Annotated in this window: 13 protein-coding genes and 2 tRNA genes; 10 read left to right on the forward strand and 5 right to left on the reverse strand. The window is 69.1% G+C overall.

Going from position 1 to position 15897, the window contains the following annotated elements:
- The first annotated feature begins 40 nt into the window (after positions 1-40).
- The 6 genes from ehuB to PBV52_RS16920 all read left to right on the forward strand — a co-directional run bounded on the left by ehuB (position 41) and on the right by PBV52_RS16920 (position 4292).
- Positions 41-973, forward strand: coding sequence for an ectoine/hydroxyectoine ABC transporter substrate-binding protein EhuB (ehuB, locus tag PBV52_RS16895; protein WP_274239204.1), 933 nt, complete (start codon positions 41-43; stop codon positions 971-973).
- On the forward strand, positions 970-1719 hold the full coding sequence (ehuC, locus tag PBV52_RS16900) for an ectoine/hydroxyectoine ABC transporter permease subunit EhuC (RefSeq protein ID WP_274239205.1): 750 nt from the start codon (positions 970-972) through the stop codon (positions 1717-1719). Before ehuB ends, ehuC begins: the two co-directional genes overlap by 4 nt.
- Complete coding sequence (gene ehuD, locus PBV52_RS16905; protein WP_274239206.1) at positions 1716-2366, forward strand: ectoine/hydroxyectoine ABC transporter permease subunit EhuD; 651 nt, start codon at positions 1716-1718, stop codon at positions 2364-2366. The genes ehuC and ehuD overlap by 4 nt, the downstream gene beginning before the upstream one ends.
- A 10-nt stretch (positions 2367-2376) precedes the next feature.
- Complete coding sequence (gene ehuA, locus PBV52_RS16910; protein ID WP_274239207.1) at positions 2377-3153, forward strand: ectoine/hydroxyectoine ABC transporter ATP-binding protein EhuA; 777 nt, start codon at positions 2377-2379, stop codon at positions 3151-3153.
- A 184-nt stretch (positions 3154-3337) separates the two neighbouring features.
- A complete protein-coding gene (locus PBV52_RS16915) occupies positions 3338-4096 on the forward strand; it encodes an IclR family transcriptional regulator (protein ID WP_274239208.1) in 759 nt (252 codons plus the stop codon).
- Between the two features lie 122 nt (positions 4097-4218).
- Positions 4219-4292, forward strand: a tRNA-Lys gene (locus PBV52_RS16920).
- A gap of 223 nt (positions 4293-4515) precedes the next feature.
- Here the strand turns inward: PBV52_RS16920 and PBV52_RS16925 are convergent.
- The 5 genes from PBV52_RS16925 to PBV52_RS16945 form a co-directional block, all read right to left on the reverse strand.
- Positions 4516-6180: a long-chain-fatty-acid--CoA ligase gene (locus PBV52_RS16925; RefSeq protein ID WP_373921877.1), complete on the reverse strand. Its 1665-nt coding sequence runs from the start codon at positions 6178-6180 to the stop codon at positions 4516-4518.
- Between the two features lie 40 nt (positions 6181-6220).
- Complete coding sequence (locus PBV52_RS16930; protein WP_274239209.1) at positions 6221-6751, reverse strand: DUF3592 domain-containing protein; 531 nt, start codon at positions 6749-6751, stop codon at positions 6221-6223.
- Positions 6752-6866: 115 nt separating this feature from the next.
- A complete protein-coding gene (locus PBV52_RS16935; protein ID WP_274239210.1) occupies positions 6867-7472 on the reverse strand; it encodes a lytic polysaccharide monooxygenase in 606 nt (201 codons plus the stop codon).
- Positions 7473-7620: 148 nt separating this feature from the next.
- Positions 7621-8748 (reverse strand): SPFH domain-containing protein, encoded by a 1128-nt coding sequence (locus PBV52_RS16940; protein WP_274239211.1) that lies wholly within the window; start codon positions 8746-8748, stop codon positions 7621-7623.
- A gap of 57 nt (positions 8749-8805) precedes the next feature.
- Complete coding sequence (locus PBV52_RS16945; protein ID WP_274239212.1) at positions 8806-10272, reverse strand: peptidoglycan-binding protein; 1467 nt, start codon at positions 10270-10272, stop codon at positions 8806-8808.
- A gap of 185 nt (positions 10273-10457) precedes the next feature.
- Between PBV52_RS16945 and PBV52_RS16950 the strand changes: the two genes are divergently transcribed.
- The 4 genes from PBV52_RS16950 (at position 10458) to PBV52_RS16965 (ending at position 15867) form a co-directional block, all read left to right on the forward strand.
- A tRNA-Lys gene (locus PBV52_RS16950) sits at positions 10458-10531 on the forward strand.
- 329 nt (positions 10532-10860) lie between these two features.
- Positions 10861-11577 carry a FadR/GntR family transcriptional regulator gene (locus PBV52_RS16955; RefSeq protein WP_274239213.1) on the forward strand — a complete coding sequence of 239 codons (717 nt, stop codon included), beginning with the start codon at positions 10861-10863 and terminating at the stop codon, positions 11575-11577.
- A 325-nt stretch (positions 11578-11902) separates the two neighbouring features.
- Positions 11903-13933 carry a glycosyltransferase family 2 protein gene (locus PBV52_RS16960; protein ID WP_274239214.1) on the forward strand — a complete coding sequence of 677 codons (2031 nt, stop codon included), beginning with the start codon at positions 11903-11905 and terminating at the stop codon, positions 13931-13933.
- Complete coding sequence (locus tag PBV52_RS16965) at positions 13930-15867, forward strand: kelch motif-containing protein (protein ID WP_274239215.1); 1938 nt, start codon at positions 13930-13932, stop codon at positions 15865-15867. Before PBV52_RS16960 ends, PBV52_RS16965 begins: the two co-directional genes overlap by 4 nt.
- The last annotated feature ends 30 nt before the right edge of the window (positions 15868-15897 follow it).

Consider the following 15897-nt stretch of genomic DNA (forward strand, 5'->3'; position numbering starts at 1 on the left):
AGGGTGCATACATCGCATGGTCTCGGGTAGCCGCGCCGCCATGGCTCCACCACTGGAACATGTCGAAACACATGTCGGACACAGATCGGGCACCCCTACACGCCGGTCGCTGCTCGCGGGGGTGGCGGCGCTCGGCGCGCTGGGCGCGGCGGGCTGCTCCCGCGTGGCCACGGCCTCCACGAAGGAGGGTGGCGAGCTGCTCGACCGGCTGCGCGCCGCGGGCGTGGTACGGCTCGGGATCGCGGGTGAGATTCCCTTCGGGTACATCGACAAGAACGGTGAACTCACCGGTGAGGCGCCCGAGCTGGCGAAGGTCGTCTTCAAGCGGCTCGGCGTGGACCGGGTCCAGCCCGTGCCCACCGAGTTCGGGTCCCTGATACCCGGGCTGAACTCGCAGCAGTTCGACGTCGTCGCCGCCGGGATGTACGTCAATCCCGAGCGCTGTGAGCAGGTCATCTTCTCCGACCCCGACTATCAGATGCTCGACTCCTTCATCGTGCGCAAGGGCAATCCGAAGGGCCTGCACGACTACAAGGACGTCGTCGAGAAGAAGGCCAAGTTCGCCACCGGGACCGGCTATGCCGAGATCCAGTACGCCGTCGAGGCGGGGTACAAGGAGAGCGAGATCCTCATCGTGCCGGACCAGGTCGCCGGGCTGAACGCCGTCGAGGCGGGGCGCGTGGACGTCTTCGCCGGTACGGCGCTCACCGCCCGTGAGGTCGTCAAGAAGTCGGCCAAGGCCGAGGCCACCAAGGCCTTCGCCCCCCTCGTCGGGGGCAAACCGCACGTCGACGGCGGCGCCTTCGCCTTCCGGCCGACCGAGACCACGCTGCGGGACGCCTTCAACGTCGAGTTGCACAAGCTCAAGAAGAGCGGGGAGTTGTTCCGCATCCTTCGGCCCTTCGGCTTCACCAAGGCCGAGATGACCGACCTCACCGCGAAGGAGCTGTGCGCAGGAGGGACGGGCGGATGACCTCGGGACTCTGGGAACTCGTACTTCAAGGAATCTGGATCACCGTCCAGCTGCTGGTGCTGAGCGCGCTGGTGGCGGCGGCGGTCGCCTTCGGGGTCGGCATGGCCCGCACGCACCGGCTGTGGATCGTCCGCTTCCTCGCGGGCTTCTACACCGAGGTGTTCCGCGGCACCTCCGCCCTGATCATGATCTTCTGGGTGTTCTTCGTGCTGCCGATCGCGTTCGGCTGGCAGCTGGTCCCGCTGTGGGCCGGCACCCTCGCGCTGGGACTGACCTACGGGGCGTACGGCGCCGAGATCGTGCGCGGCGCCCTCAACTCCGTCGACCCGGCGCAGCGCGAGGGCGGCATCGCGCTCAGCTTCACGCCGTGGCAGCGGATGCGGCTGGTCCTGCTGCCGCAGGCGGTGCCGGAGATGATCCCGCCGTTCTCCAACCTGCTGATCGAACTACTGAAGGGCACGGCCCTGGTGTCGGTCATGGGCATGGGCGACCTGGCCTTCAGCGCCAACCTGGTGCGTCTCGCGCTGCAGGAGAGCACGGAGATCTACACGTACGTCCTGCTGATCTACTTCGTCATCGCCTTCCTGCTCACGCGCGGGATGCGCGGACTTGAACGCAAGCTCAAAGCCGGTCTCGGCAAGCCCGTCGGGAGCACGCCCGACCAGGAGCTGCACCGACCTGAGACGACCGGCGTGGGCGCGGCGGGTGCTCTCGGAGACGTGGGCGCGGGAGGTGCTTCATCATGACCTGGGACTGGGGCGCTGTCGCCGACTTCATGCCGCGCTTTTGGGACGGACTGCTGCTCACGCTGCAGATCCTGGCCCTCGGCTCGCTGATCTCGTTCGCGCTGGGTCTGGTGTGGGCGCTGCTGATGCGCACGCCGACCCGCTGGGTGCGCTGGCCGGTCGGGGTGGTCACGGAGTTCATCCGCAACACCCCGCTGCTGGTGCAGCTTTTCTTCTTCTTCTACGTGCTGCCCGAGTGGGGCCTGACGTGGTCGGCGCTGACCACGGGCATCTGCGCGATCGGGCTGCACTACTCGACGTACACGATGCAGGTCTACCGCGCCGGCATCGAGGCGGTACCCGCCGGCCAGTGGGAGGCGGCGACCGCGCTGAACCTGCCGGTGCGGCGCACCTGGACCGTGGTGATCCTGCCGCAGGCGATCCGCCGGGTCGTCCCGGCGCTCGGCAACTACGTCATCGCGATGCTCAAGGACACACCGATCCTGATGACGATCACCGTCCTGGAGATGCTCGGCGAGGCGCGGCTGTTCGCGCAGGAGAACTTCCAGTTCACCGAGCCCCTGACGGTCATCGGTGTGGCCTTCATCTTCATCGCCTACCCGGCCTCCCTTCTCGTACGAGCCCTGGAGCGACGCCTTGTCCGCTGACACGCCTTTGATGAAAGAACCCGACGCGAGCGCCAACCCGCCGGTGGACGGCAGTGAACTGATCCGCTTCGAGAACGTCACCAAGCGCTTCGGGTCCAACACGGTCCTCGACCGGCTCGACTTCTCCGTCGAGTCCGGCAAGCACGTCACCCTGATCGGCCCGTCCGGCTCCGGCAAGACGACGATCCTGCGGCTGCTGATGACCCTGGCCAAGCCGGACGAGGGCACGATCACGGTCGCCGGGGACCAGCTCTTCCCGGCCCCGGAGAAGCAGATCCGCGAGGTCCGCAAGAAGATCGGCATGGTGTTCCAGCAGTTCAACCTGTTCCCGAACATGTCGGTGCTGCGCAACATCACCGAGGCCCCGGTCACCGTCCTCGGCATGTCCAAGGACGAGGCGGAGGCACGCGCCCGTGAGCTGCTGGAGCTGGTGGGCCTCGCCGACAAGTGCGACGCCCGCCCGACCCAGCTGTCCGGCGGCCAGCAGCAGCGGGTGGCGATCGCCCGGGCGCTGGCGATGCGGCCGCAGGTGCTGCTGCTGGACGAGGTGACCTCGGCACTGGACCCGGAGCTGGTCGCGGGCGTCCTCGACGTGCTGCGGGACATCGCCCGCACCACCGACATCACCATGCTCTGTGTGACCCACGAGATGAATTTCGCCCGGGACATCTCGGACCAGGTCCTGATGTTCGACTCCGGCCGGGTCATCGAATCCGGTGCACCCGAGAAGATCTTCAACGACCCCGAGAAGGACCGGACCCGGGAGTTTCTCAGCGCTGTGCTGTGACTCCTGACGCGGCTCATGACTTTGGCATATGCCAGAGAGCTAGACCGCAGTTGAGGGCGTCGCAATCTCGTCAACAAGCGCTCACTATCGGCCTCTTGCCCGTTATCGTGAAGGAGATTGGCAGACTCGAACCCCGGCCCAGTGGACGAGGGACGAGAAGCGACGTGCAACCGCAGGGGGAACCGTGGCGCTGCAGCACGAGCCGACGACGCCGTACCACTCGGCCCAGGACGCCCTGCGCGTCCTGGAGACCGTGGCACGGCACAGCACCGGAGTCACCGACGCCGAGCTCGCCCGGCACACCGGCATCACCTCGGAGCGCCTGACCAGCCTCCTGCTGATGCTGCGCCGCGAGGGCTACGTCGAGCAGATCACCGACGGGGCGTACGTCACGGGCGACGCCCTGACCCGCCTGGGTTCCGCGCAGGGCCACGAACAGGCCCTGCGCGACAACCTCCAGCGCATCCTCGACCGGCTGCGCGACTCGGTCGGTGCCGCCGTCTACATCAGCCGGTACGTCGACGGAGAGGTCAAGATCGACCAGTACGCCGCCGGCCCGACCATGCCCGTGGTCAACGAGTGGGTCGACTTCCGCTTCTCCGCCCACGCCACCGCGATCGGCAAGAGCCTGCTCGGGCAGCTCGATCACAACAGCCGGCGCGACCATCTCTCCCGCCACAAAATGGCCCGCCTCACCTCGCGCACGATCACCAGCGACAAGGTCCTGCTCTCCCGCCTGGAGACCCAGCCGCCGACGGTCCCCCACCTCGACCTCCAGGAGTACGCGGTGGGCACGGTGTGCGCGGCGGTGCCGATCACGGCCGGATCGTCGGTGGGCTGCCTGGCCCTGTCGCTCCCGCTCGAGCACGCACACCGACTGCGCCAGGCGGCGGACACCCTGAACCGGAACGCGGCGCCGGTGCTGCTCTCGCTGGCGATCTGACTTCTTGATCCCGGTGCTTCTGATCACCGAGCGGCGGTGGTCGGAAGCACCTCTGCGGACCAGGTAGTATTTTCTTCGTCGCCAGCCGCGAACCCACTCGGAACGCGGTCGGCGAGGGTCATGCGCCGCTAGCTCAGTTGGTTAGAGCAGCTGACTCTTAATCAGCGGGTCCGGGGTTCGAGTCCCTGGCGGCGCACCGGTGAAGGGCCTCTCGTGGGAGCGGGGGGCCCTTCGGCGTCAGCGGGTTCCGTCCCCTCGCAGCGCCCAAACGGCCGAAGTCGGCCCTCCCGGGTCCAGCAGGAGCGGCTGGGGGTCCGGGGGTTACCCCCCGGGGAATACAGCATCAGCGGGTCCGGGGTTCGAGTCCCTGGCGGCGCACCGGTGAAGGGCCTCTCGTGGGAGCGGGGGGCCCTTCGGCGTCAGCGGGTTCCGTCCCCTCGCAGCGCCCAAACGGCCGAAGTCGGCCCTCCCGGGTCCAGCAGGAGCGGCTGGGGGGCCAATGCCAGGACGTCCGCCTCGGTCAGCCGCCGGTACGCCCGCTCCCCGGCCGGCCGCCACCACACCGGATCGGCACACCGCAGCCCCTCCCGCCTGAGCCCCGCGCGCTGGATCTTGTTCGTGGCGGTCACCGGCATCCGCTCCACGACCCGCACGAACCGGGGCGCCATCTTCGTCCCCAGATCCGGCTGGGCCAGCAGGAACCCGGCGAAGCCGGCCGGATCGAACTCCCCCGCGATGGTCGCCATGACCTGGTCCCCGGTCACCGGATCCGGCACCGCGTACACGGCGACGGCCCCGGCCCCCTCGTACCGGGCGAGGATGTTCTCGATCACCGCGGCGGACAGGTTCTCCCCGTCCACCCGGAGCCGGTCGTCGCCGCGCCCCGCGAAGTACAGATAGCCGTCGGCGTCCCGGCAGAACAGGTCCCCCGTCCAGTACCAGCCCTCCCGCCGCCGCTCCGCCTCCGCCTCGGGGTTGCGCCAGTACCCCTCGAAGGGGTTCGGCCCCCGGTTGACCAGCTCCCCGATGGCCGCGTCCCCGTTGACCAGCCGCCCGCCCGCGTCGAAGACAGCGGGCGGGCACTCCGCACAGGTCTCCGGGTCGAGTACGACGAGCCCGGGCGCCGCCCGCCCTACGGCCCCCGCGGGCGTACCCGGCGACCACTGCACGGCGGCCCCGCCCTCGGACGACCCGTATCCCTCCACCAGCCGCACCCCGAACCGCCGCTCGAAGGCGGCGGCGTCCACGGCCCCCGCCTCCGTGCCGAAGCCGAGCCGCAGTGGATGGTCCCGGTCGTCGGGGCGCGGCTCGGTGGCGAGGAGGTACTGGATCGCCCGGCCGACATAGGTGAAGTACGTCGCCCCGTACGCCCGTACGTCGGCCAGGAACCCCGACGCCGAGAACCGCCGCCGTAGCGCGGCGCCCGCGCCGGCCGCGAGGGCGGGCGCCCAGTCGGCGATCACCGCGTTGCCGTGGAACATCGGCATGCAGATGTAGTGCACGTCGTCGGGGCGGACACCGAACTGGTCGGCCAGCGAACGCCCGGCGGCCGCCAGCCGCCCCTGGGTGCAGATCGCGGCCTTGGGGGCGCCGGTCGAGCCGGAGGTGAAGTAGAGCAGGAGCCGGTCGTGCGGGGTGGCACGGGAGGCGTCGGGCAGGGCGTCGGCGTACGGCGCGAGCAGGGCATCGTACTCCTCCCCGTCGGTCAGCAGCAGGCGTACGCCGGTCAGGTCGAGGCCGTCGAGCAGCGGCAGGTGGGCCTGCTCGGTGACCAGGACCCGGCACTCGGTGTGCAGGATGTCGCGGGCGAGTTCGGGGCCGCGGCGGGTGGGGTTGATGCCGGCGACGGCGGCGCGGGCGAGGGCCGCCGCGCTCAGCCACAAGGGGTACTCAGGGGTGTTGTCGAGCAGCACCCCGATGTGCGAGCGGGGCGGCACCAGGTCGGCCAGCAGCGCCGCCCGGGCCGCGGCACCCGCCGCCACCTGGTGATGGGTGAGCGCCTGCCCTTCGAACCACAGCCCCGGCCGGTGGTCGTCCCACCGGCCGGCGACGAGTTCCGCGACCGTACGCCTGTTGGACTCCATGGCGGCGCACGGTAGTTGATGGACCGTCAGATGTGGAGGGTCACGGGGTCATCGTGACGCCGTCGATGACGACGGTGTCGGTGGTGTCGTCGACGCCCTCGCCGAAACCGAAGCCGAAACCGAAGAAGCCGTCGAACACCTGGCTGTACGTGACCATGAAGCCGACGCAGAACACCGCGACCACCCCGAGGAACGCCAGGATGGCGACGGTGGAGGCCGCCAGCGTGCCCCGGCGCGGCTCCTTGGCCGTGGCGACCACGTCGCGGCCCTCGGCGTAGTAGACGGTGACGAAGTCGCCCTCGAGGATCGTCGCCGGGCCGTCCTCCTCCTCGAAGCGGACCGTCCGGCCGTCGCGAGCGGTGAACTCGTAGACATGGTGCAGCGCGGTCCTCACGGACGTGTCATTGCCGCCGCCGTGCGTCGTCGTGAACATCCGAAGGCAGCGCCCCTCCGCCGTCAGCCCGCTGTTCCAGGCGCTGCGGATCTGCAGCGAGCGGCGCACCACGCGATACGCGCCGAAGAGGACGACGGCCAGGATGAGGCTGGGCACGGCGTAGAAGAAGAGGTCCATGGCGCTTCCCCCGAGGTCGGATACCGCTGGTCGTGGGGAACCTACCCCCGGGGGAAGCGCACTTGTCTCAAGTAACGCTCAGAGATCCGCAGCCGGACCAGAACGTCCAGAGCATTCAGAACGTGACGTCCGAGCACGCGTAGAACGCGTTGCCCGTGTCGTGGACCGTCCACACCGCGAGGATGACGTGACGGCCGCTCAGCCCGGACGGCAGGGTGCCGTTGTGGGAGAGCGTCGCCGGCGGCCGCTGACCGTTGTACGGCACCGTCAGGAACGGGGTGAGGTTGAGGTCGGAGCGGGCCAGGTTGTGGTTCTGGTTCCAGCCCGGCTTGGTGACGTAGTACTTGAAGTCGGTCGTGGCGTGCATGGCCGTGAACTGCCAGCGGAACGTGTAGCTCTGGCCGCCCGTCACCTTGGTGGCGGGCCAGGCGCCGCCGGACGGTGTCCGTGGCGCGCTGAGCTGGCTGAACTGGCCCAGGCCGGCGTTGCATATCTGACCGTCGGCCGGTCCCGAGCCCGGGAAGCCCTTCGGGCCCTCGACGCTCTGCGGCTCCCACTGGATCGAGCCGCAGTTGGTCACGGTGCCGTTCTGACAGAGCTTCTGCCGGCTGATGGGGAGGTCGGTGTAGCCGTGACTGCTGGCGCCTCCGGCGGAGAGCACGAGGGCCCCGGCGGTGGTGAGTCCGAGTGCGGCGGCGTACCACTTGGTCTTTCTGCGCATGCTGCTGCTCCTGGGAACGTGGGGGAAGTTCGACGAGCTTGCAGGTCTAGACCAAGTCCCAGATTATTGCTGACCATTGGCGGTGTCCATATCAAGGACGTGTCCATACCAATCGAAGAACATGTTCGACGGGCCGTCAGAAGGACCTTCAGGGGGCCGCCTCACCCCGCCCCGCACAGAACGCCACCGTCAAGTCCTTGACCAGCGCCTTGCGTTCGTAGTCGTCGAGCTCGACCAGGCCCCGCATGGTCAGCCGGGTCACCGTGTCCTCCACCGAGTCGACGACCGAGGTGAGCATGGTCGCCCGGTGCTGCGCGTCCAGCGCGGCGATCCGGCGTCGGTGCATGGCGGCGGCGACCTCGGGGGCGTACTCCACCCGCACCGGCCGCACCGAGAACACCTCGAGCCCGACCGCCCCCGCGTCCCGCACCACCATCCGGGTCAGCGCGTCCCCGGCCAACTCGACCGACCCCCGCGAGGCACCCGGCATCTCCACCGGCACCCGGACCAGCGCCGCCTCGACGCACTCGCGCAGATACGTCTCGTGGTCCTCCACCCCGAGCGTCGCCCGCGCGGTGTCCCGCACCCGCCACACCACCAGCACGACCACCCGCAGCGCGACCCCGTTGCCGTCGGCCGCCGGCAACGGCTCGCTCCGCCAGTGCCGCAGCCGTACGTCGACCCGGCGGCGCAGCAGCAGCGGGTTGACCCACAGCAGCCCGGTGCGCCGGACCGTCCCCCGGTAGCCGCCGAACAGCCCGAGCACCCAGGCCCGCCCGGTCCGCCCCCGCGCCAGCCCGCCGAGGCCGACGAGCCCGAGGGCCCCGGCGCCCGTGTACGCCGCCCACTGCACGGGCCCCAGCCCCGCCGCGGATGCCGGCAACCGCAGCGCCTCCACCACCAGCGGCGGCAGTACCCCGGCCCACCACGAGGTGGCCAGGCATCCGGCCGTCCCGCAGGCCCCGGCGAACACCCCCGCCGCCCCGGGCAGCACCCGCGCCGGCCGCTCCACCAGCTCGGGGTCGACCTCCGGCGCGGGACGCGGCTCCGGCTGCGCCGGGCGGCGCAGGCGCGGCTGCTCCCCCGTGCCCTGCCGGCGCGCCACGACCGTCGGCCTGAGCGGCACGGACACCGGGTCGGGGCCGTCACGGAACAGCAGATGGACGGGGATCTCGGTGGTCCCCTCGTTCTGGATCAGCCGGGCGGGCCGGGCAGGCCCCTCGGTCGAACCCGCGAGCCCCTCGGGCTCGGGCGTGGGTGAAGTGGTCGTGGTCATGCGTGCCTCCAGCCTCCGCGCCAGATGCGTCACCACGGTGGTGGTCGCGATGTCGGGTTACGAGAAGAGCCGCCGCCAGGTCTCCGGCCCCGGATAGCCGTCCGCCGCGCCGCCCCGCCAGCCCTGGGCACGCTGGAACGCCTCGACGCCGCGCCGGTCCGCCTCACCCCAGCGCGGCCCCGGCCCGGTCTTGTAGTGCTTGCCGAACCCCTTCTTCACCAGCTGCTTGCCGAGCTGGGCGACGTATTTGTTGCTGACGCCGGGCCGGAACATCGCCCGCCCCGGATAGCCCGGCACTCCGTGCGACGCGGGTGACGCGGGTGACGTGGCCGACGCCGGCGACGCGTGCGTGGCGGGGGCACCATGCCCGCCCAGCCACGTCGCCTGGATGTTCTTGCCCTTGCCCGTCACCAGCAGCGCCCACGTCCGCGGCCCCGGAAACCCGTCCGCGTCCCGGCCCCGCCAGCCCTGGGCCAGCTGGAAGGCCCGCACGGCCCTGCGGTCCATGTCCGACCAACGCGGCCCCGGCCCCACCGTGTAGTACCGGCCGGCGCCGCGCGCGACGAGCATGCGGCCCAGCTGGGTGACGTACTTGTTGTTGGCCCCGGGGCCGAAATAGGCCTGCCCCGGGTAGGGCGCCCCGCGCTGGGGATCCTCCGGCTTGGCGGCGTCCGCCTGCCCGGCACCGGGCGGATCTCCGTCGGGCCGTCCGCCTTCGGGACGCCCACTGTCGGGACGTCCACCGTCCGGCCGCCCGGTGTCCGGTTTCCCACCCGTCGCGCCGCCCACGAGTCCCTTGTACCGATAGGCCAGATAGCGGCCGGAGTGGCTCCAGTAGGCGTACGGGGTGGCCTGTCGGCGGGCATGCGGGCGGGTCGCCTCGTAGGCGATGTAGTAGCTGTGCGTGTAGTCCGTCCAGCCGCCGAAAATGACGACGTGCGAGCCTTTCTCGGGGTCCGCCGGATTGTGGAACAGCAGAATGTCACCGGGCTGAAGGTCCTCCTTCGAGATGCGTACGCCGTACTGGTCGAGACTGCCGGTCCATTCGTTCCCAGGCAGCTTCCAGGCCATCGAGACGAATCCGGAACAGTCCTGCCGGTATCCGTCCGACCAGTACTTGTACATGCTGTACGGCACCCTCGCGGCGACCCATTTCCTGGCCCGCCTGATGATTTCCGCACGGGTGGTCGCGGGCGTGACGAGCACGCCGCCCGGCTTGACCGGCCGCCCGCCCGGGCCGTGCAGCGGAGCCTTGCCGCCCTGGGGCGTCTCGGGCTCGTCACCTGCGGGAACGCCCGGACGGTCGGGGGCGTGGGGGGCGGCGAGGGCCGGGGCCGTGTGACCGACGGCGAGGGTGGTGGAGGCGGCTGCGGCGAGGATCAGCGCCCGGTGGGCGGCCGGGTGGCGGCCGGTCGCGGAATGCGGCAGAACGCGTCGCCAGTGAACGCATCCGGGGCAGTCGCAGTCACTCGCCGGATCGAATTCCTCGAATACCGGAGCGGCCGGCGTCGAGCCCGTCTCCATGCGATTCCCCTCACACTCCAGTCGGAAATGCCCGCGGCTGTACACCCCGTCAGTTTCTCAACTGTCTTCCGGACTCGCATGTTGACGGTCCGAATGGTTTACGGCGCCCCCGGCACCCCCCGACCACCCCGCGCCCGCGGTCAGGAGCACCCCCGGAGGTCATGTAGAGTTAACGACGTCAGCGCGCGCCGCTAGCTCAGTTGGTTAGAGCAGCTGACTCTTAATCAGCGGGTCCGGGGTTCGAGTCCCTGGCGGCGCACAGACGGTGAAGGCCCCTCGCAACTGCGGGGGGCCTTCGCTCATGACACGAGTCCTCCCGGGTCACGCAGCGGCGGCCGGGGGTCCGGGGGTTGCCCCCCCCCCCCCGGGAAATGCAGCATCAGCGGGTCCGGGGTTCGAGTCCCTGGCGGCGCACCGGTGACGATGGCGAGCCATGATCGCAAAAAGCGCGATCCCGGCTCGCCATCGTCGTTTCTGCGCGGCTGCGCCGCGCGTGGTGGGGGCTCCGCCACCCACACCCCCTTCAGATCGGAAGCCCCTCGTGCAAGCGAGGGGCTTCCGGTGTGTTTGGCCGGATACCCTCTGGCCATGGCAGCGCGCGACCTTCAAGAGCGGATCAAGAAGCTCATCATCGACCGCCGGCTGCCCTCCGGGGCCCCGCTGCCGACGGAGCCCGAGCTGATGGCGCACCTGGGCGCCAGCCGGAACTCCGTGCGCGAGGCGCTCAAGGGCCTGCAGGCGATGGGCATCGTCGAGATCCGGCACGGGTTCGGGACGTACGTCGGCACGATGTCGCTGGCGCCGATGATCGAGGGCCTCGCCTTCCGCACGGTCGCCGGGCACTACCGGGGCGAGGACACCCTGCTGCAGCTGGTGCAGCTGCGGGAGGCCGTGGAGACGGGGCTGGTGTCCCGGCTCGCGGGGCGGATCCCGGACGGCGACCTCGTTGAACTGGACGCGCTCGTCGACCGTATGGAAGAGCAGGCGGCGCACGGCGGTGACGGCATCGCCGAGACCGACCGGGCGTTTCACGCCACTCTCTACCGAGGGCTGGACAACGCGCTGCTGGGCGAGGTGATGGAGGCGTTCTGGGACGCCTTCCACCGCGTCCACACCGATCTCGGGGGTGCGCCGCAGGAACCGCTGGTCACCTGCCGACAGCACCGGGAGATCGTGGACGCGGTGCGGTCGGGCGATGCGATACGGGCGGAGGAGGCCATAAGAGAGCACTTCGGCAACATCCGGGCCCGCGTATCCACAACGGGTACACAACACCCCCACAGGTGCCACAATGAGCGCGTATGACCGGTAAACACCTCGTTTCGCATCTTGCGATCATGTGGAACGACGTAGAACCCTGGTGATTGGTTTTTCAAGATGCTGCGGATTCGCGGCAGTTGGGGGGCAAGGAGCCGGTTGCCGGTTTTTGCCGGGAGGTAGGGGGCCCGGTTCATGACCGCATGCCGAGGGGGGCATGATGCAACCGGAAGGTCGCTGTTCCATGTCTATGGTGGAGAAGATGTGGTGACTGCGGCCCACCACTGACACGCCTGTGCAAGGTCGAGGGGGACCGGAGCAGTCGTAAAGGAACCGACAGACACGCGGTGACCTGCGTGTGGGGGGATGACTCATGACGTCGACGCCGACGGGCGCCCGGCAGAACTTCGACCCGTCTCAGACAACTCAGCTAAGGGTGCCTTCGCAGACACGGACCGGCGCGTTCCGCCGGATCAAGAAGACGCTGCCGAAGTACGACTACGAGCACTACAGCCGGCTGGCCGGTCCCCTCACCCAGCCCGACCCGAACAAGCCGTACCGGGTCCAGTACCGCTCGCTCATATCGCAGGAGCCGCACCGGATCAGGGTCGCCCTGATGCTGGCGGCCGCTCCGCTGCTGTCGCTGGTCCTGCTGTTCTGGCTGCTGCAGCCCGAGCACTGGACCGAACGCGACTATCCCGCCTTCGACTTCCTGCCGGCCCTCGACGTCGTGATGCTCGTCTCGATCGGTCTGATCGAGTTCTTCCGCTGCATGAACGTGCTGTCGAACGCGCACGCCACGCTGGTCGCCCGCGACCCGATCCCGGTGGTGCCGGAGACCGGCACCAGAGTGGCCTTCCTCACCTCCTTCGTGCCCGGCAAGGAGCCGCTGGAGATGGTGACGAAGACCCTGGAGGCGGCCGTCAAGCTGCGCCACCGGGGTCTGATGCACGTCTGGCTGCTGGACGAGGGCGACGACCCGGAGGTCAAGGAGGTGTGCGCGCGGCTCGGCGTGCACCACTTCTCCCGCAAGGGCGTGGCCAAGTGGAACCAGGCCAAGGGCCCGCACCGCGCCAAGACCAAGCACGGCAACTACAACGCCTGGCTCGACGCGCACGGCGACGACTACGACTTCTTCGCCTCGGTCGACACCGACCACGTGCCGCTGCCCAACTACCTGGAGCGGATGCTCGGCTTCTTCCGCGACCCGAACATCGGCTTCGTCATCGGCCCGCAGGTCTACGGCAACTACGACAACTTCGTCACCAAGGCCGCCGAGTCGCAGCAGTTCCTCTTCCACGCCCTCATCCAGCGCGCCGGCAACCGCTACGGCGCCCCGATGTTCGTGGGTACGTCGAACGCCGTACGCATCAAGGCGCTCAAGCAGATCGGGGGCCTGTACGACTCGATCACCGAGGACATGGCGACCGGCTTCGAGATCCACCGCCACAAGAACCCGGCGACGGGCAAGAAGTGGCGCTCGGTGTACACGCCGGACGTGCTCGCCGTCGGTGAGGGCCCGAGCGCCTGGACGGACTTCTTCACCCAGCAGATGCGCTGGTCGCGAGGGACGTACGAGACGATCCTCAAGCAGTACTGGAAGGGCTGGTACTCGCTGCCGCCGAGCAAGCTCTTCAACTACACGATGATGATCATCTTCTACCCGATGTCCGCCCTCAACTGGATCCTGGCCGCGCTGAGCTGTGCGCTGTTCCTGGGCCTGGGCGCCTCGGGTGTGAACATCGACCCGACGATCTGGCTGATGCTCTACGGCAACGCCTCCGCGCTGCAGATCGGCCTGTACGTCTGGAACCGCCGCCACAACGTCTCGCCGCACGAGCCCGAGGGCTCCGGCGGTGTGGCCGGCATGGTGATGTCCGCGCTGTCGGCGCCGCTGTACGCGAAGGCGCTGATCGACTCCGCGCTGCGCCGCAAGAGCAAGTTCGTGGTCACGCCCAAGGGCGACTCGGCCAGCCCCGACCGGTGGTTCGGGACGTTCCGGTACCACTGGTACTTCATCGCGATCTTCGGCGCCTCGATCACCGCCGGTTTCGTCTACGGGCACTCGCACCCCGCGATGATCACCTGGGCGACGTTCGCCATGCTGATCACCGCGACGCCGATCTTCGCCTGGCGGTACATGCTGCGGCAGGACAAGAAGAGGCCCGCGGCGACCGTCCCGGCCCAGCCGGCGCCGGCTCAGCCCGCGGCGTACCAGCCGGAGCCACACTCACAGCCACAGCCACAGCAACAGCCACAACCGCTGCCCGCGCAGCACACGCCCCATGCCGGGCACGCCCCGCATGCGCCGCAGCACAAACCGAGTTGGGCCGCTTCTTCCGGCAGCGGCACCGACCAGACCATGCAGATCGCCCTTGGTGGACTTGGGGGACGTAAGGAATGAACGACCGTGCAGGCCGCCGCCGCGCCCGTCGACTCGCGATAGGTACGGCGGTGGTACTCGCGCTGGCCGGAATGAACGGGCCGTGGCTGTACCGCGTCGGCACCGAGAAATACCACCAGTACCAAATCAACAAGCCCGAGTACAAAGCCGACAACGGCAAGTGGGAGATCGTCGACTTCCCGGAGGAGTACCGCCAGAACACCATCCACGCGGCGCTTCTGCACACCGGCAAGGTGCTGCTGATCGCGGGCTCGGGCAACAACCAGGACAACTTCGACGCGAAGCAGTACGACACCCGGATCTGGGACCCGGTCAAGGGCACGATCAAGAAGGTGCCGACGCCGAACGACCTGTTCTGCACGGGCCATACCCAGCTGTCCAACGGCAACCTGCTGATCGCGGGCGGCACGAAGCGGTACGAGAAGCTGAAGGGTGACGTCACCAAGGCCGGCGGCCTGATGATCGTCCACAACGAGAACCCGGACCGGCCGATCACGCTGCCCGCGGGCACCAAGTTCACCGGCAAGGAGAACGGCAAGACCTTCGTCTCCAAGGACCCGGTGCTGGTGCCGCGCGCGAAGAAGGTCTTCGACAAGGCGACCGGCAAGTTCCTGCGCAACGACCCCGGTCTCGGCCGGATCTACGTCGAGGCGCAGAAGAAGGGCGCCAAGTACGAGACCGGCACCCAGGACAACTACCGGATCCAGGGCCTGACCGGCACCGACGCGCGCAACACGTACGGCATCGCGCAGAAGCTCGCCCTCGACAAGAAGGACTTCCAAGGCATCCGGGACGCCTACGAGTTCGACCCGGTCGCCGAGAAGTACATCAAGGTCGACCCGATGCACGAGGCCCGCTGGTACCCGACGCTCACCACGTTGGGCAACGGCAAGATCCTCAGCGTCTCCGGCCTCGACGACATCGGCCAGCTGGTGCCGGGCAAGAACGAGGTGTACGACCCGGCGACCAAGAAGTGGACGTACCTGCAGAAGGTGCGGCAGTTCCCGACGTACCCGGCGCTGTTCCCGCTGGAGAACGGCAAGATCTTCTACTCGGGTTCGAACGCGGGCTACGGTCCTGACGACGTGGGCCGCGACCCCGGCATCTGGGACGTCGACACCAACAAGTTCAGCAAGCTGCCCGGGCTCAGTGACCCCAAGCTGCTGGAGACCTCGGGCACGGTGCTGCTGCCGCCGGCGCAGGACGAGAAGTACATGGTGATCGGCGGCGGGGGCGTCGGCGAGTCCAAGGAGTCCAGCGAGAAGACGCGGCTCATCGATCTGAAGGACGACAACCCGAAGTTCGTGGACGGGCCGTCGCTGGAGAAGGGCACGCGGTATCCGCAGGCGTCGGTGCTGCCGGACGACACCGTGCTGGTGTCGGGCGGTTCCGAGGACTACCGGGGCCGCGGCGACTCCAACATCCTCCAGGCGCGGATCTACCACCCGGACACGGGCAGCCTCGACCAGGTCGCCGACCCGCTGGTGGGCCGCAACTACCACTCCGGCTCGATCCTGCTGCCCGACGGCCGCGTGATGTTCTTCGGCTCGGACTCGCTGTACGCCGACAAGGCCAACACCAAGCCGGGCAAGTTCGAGCAGCGGATCGAGATCTACACGCCGCCCTATCTGTACCGGGACGCGCAGCCGTCGCTGTCGGGCGGGCCGCAGACCATCAAGCGCGGCGGGACGGGCACGTTCACCTCGCAGCACGCCTCGTCCATCGAGAACGTACGGCTGATCCGGCCGAGCGCGTCGACGCACGTCACGGATGTCGATCAGCGGTCGGTCGCGCTGGACTTCAAGAAGTCCGGGGACAAGATCACGGTGAATGTGCCGACGAACCGGAACCTGGTTCCGTCGGGCTGGTACATGCTGTTCGTGACGGACGACCAGGGGACGCCGAGCAAGGCGCAGTGGGTGAGGGTCCCGTAGCCCCGTAGCCCGTAGTCCTGTAGTCCTGTA

This window comes from Streptomyces sp. T12 (assembly GCF_028736035.1).
Lineage (GTDB): Bacteria > Actinomycetota > Actinomycetes > Streptomycetales > Streptomycetaceae > Streptomyces.

Bases quoted from the DNA above. Each gene is read 5' to 3' on its own strand.
- PBV52_RS16925 (WP_373921877.1), bottom strand. From the start codon at position 6,180: ATGGAGTCCAACAGGCGTACGGTCGCGGAACTCGTCGCCGGCCGGTGG.
- PBV52_RS16935 (WP_274239210.1), bottom strand. From the start codon at position 7,472: ATGCGCAGAAAGACCAAGTGGTACGCCGCCGCACTCGGACTCACCACC.
- ehuD (WP_274239206.1), top strand. From the start codon at position 1,716: ATGACCTGGGACTGGGGCGCTGTCGCCGACTTCATGCCGCGCTTTTGG.
- PBV52_RS16960 (WP_274239214.1), top strand. From the start codon at position 11,903: ATGACGTCGACGCCGACGGGCGCCCGGCAGAACTTCGACCCGTCTCAG.
- ehuA (WP_274239207.1), top strand. From the start codon at position 2,377: ATGAAAGAACCCGACGCGAGCGCCAACCCGCCGGTGGACGGCAGTGAA.
- PBV52_RS16955 (WP_274239213.1), top strand. From the start codon at position 10,861: ATGGCAGCGCGCGACCTTCAAGAGCGGATCAAGAAGCTCATCATCGAC.
- ehuB (WP_274239204.1), top strand. From the start codon at position 41: ATGGCTCCACCACTGGAACATGTCGAAACACATGTCGGACACAGATCG.
- PBV52_RS16930 (WP_274239209.1), bottom strand. From the start codon at position 6,751: ATGGACCTCTTCTTCTACGCCGTGCCCAGCCTCATCCTGGCCGTCGTC.
- PBV52_RS16940 (WP_274239211.1), bottom strand. From the start codon at position 8,748: ATGACCACGACCACTTCACCCACGCCCGAGCCCGAGGGGCTCGCGGGT.
- PBV52_RS16965 (WP_274239215.1), top strand. From the start codon at position 13,930: ATGAACGACCGTGCAGGCCGCCGCCGCGCCCGTCGACTCGCGATAGGT.
- ehuC (WP_274239205.1), top strand. From the start codon at position 970: ATGACCTCGGGACTCTGGGAACTCGTACTTCAAGGAATCTGGATCACC.
- PBV52_RS16945 (WP_274239212.1), bottom strand. From the start codon at position 10,272: ATGGAGACGGGCTCGACGCCGGCCGCTCCGGTATTCGAGGAATTCGAT.